Source organism: Streptomyces sp. NPDC002754, from assembly GCF_053592315.1.
Genome location: NZ_JBSFVM010000096.1, coordinates 1 through 1,038, shown reverse-complemented (window position 1 = coordinate 1,038; position 1,038 = coordinate 1). Strand labels below are relative to the sequence as shown.

The window sequence follows — 1,038 nt, the reverse complement described above, 5'->3', positions numbered from 1 at the left end:
CAGGTTGGTTTCCGGCGGGAATTGGAGACCCTGATCGAGCTGGCTCGTCGCAACGGCAGCGCCGAGGACCCCCTGATCCGCGACCGGCTCGCCCGTGCCTGGATCGGCCTGGAGACCATCCGGTTCAACGCGCTGCGGATGCTGGACGGAGCCGCCGCCGGGGCCCCGGGACCCGAGGCGTCCATCGGGAAGATCTACTGGGCCACTTGGCACCGGGAACTCGGTGAACTGGCCATGGATGTGTGCGGCGCGGACGGACTGCACGCCGCCGGTGACCCCTACGAACTCGGCGACTGGCAGCGGCTGTTCCTGTTCTCCCGGTCCGACACCATCTACGCGGGCTCGAACGAGATCCAGCGCAACATCATTGCCGAGCGCGTGCTCGGACTGCCCAGAGAGGCCCGCCCGTGACCCCGTCCGGCGGTGCTCCACTCCGGGCCTCCCGGTGAGTGGGATGCCACGCACCAGGGAGTGTGCCGGATCGTAATTTCCCCTCACCCCCCATGGCCCCGCCCCGCGGTTGTCCGAGTGTGAGGAGAATGCAGTGGTCGACAGGTGGGACGCCGTCGCGACGGCGTCCGCGATTGCGAGCGGTGGGACAAGCGCCCGCGAGGTGGTCGAGGCCGCCATCGCCCGTATCGAGAAGCTCAACGGCGAACTCAACGCCGTCATCCACACCCGGTTCGACGAGGCACTGGCCGAGGTGGACGCCGGGCTGCCCGACGGCCCGCTGCGCGGGGTGCCGGTGCTCATCAAGGACCTCGGCATGGAGGTCGCGGGACTGCCCGCCGCCGGTGGCAGCAGACTCTTCGCCGACGTCGTCGCCGACCGCGACAGCGAACTCGTGAAGCGCTACCGGCGCGCCGGGATGGTCGTTCTCGGGACCACCAACACCCCCGAGCTGGGCCTCAACTCCAGCACCGAACCGACGCTGCACGGCCCCACCCGCAACCCGTGGAACTCGGGCCACTCGCCCGGCGGTTCGAGCGGAGGGTCGGCCGCCGCTGTGAGTTCCGGCATGGTGCCCGTCGCGCACGC

Annotated in this window: 2 protein-coding genes; both read left to right on the top strand. The window is 70.3% G+C overall.

Going from position 1 to position 1,038, the window contains the following annotated elements; all coding sequences use genetic code 11:
• The coding region (locus ACWD2L_RS41030; RefSeq protein ID WP_451193859.1) for an acyl-CoA dehydrogenase family protein at positions 1-411 on the top strand (411 nt) is incomplete at its 5' end.
• Between the two features lie 133 nt (positions 412-544).
• The coding region (locus ACWD2L_RS41025) for an amidase family protein (RefSeq protein ID WP_451193856.1) at positions 545-1,038 on the top strand (494 nt) is incomplete at its 3' end.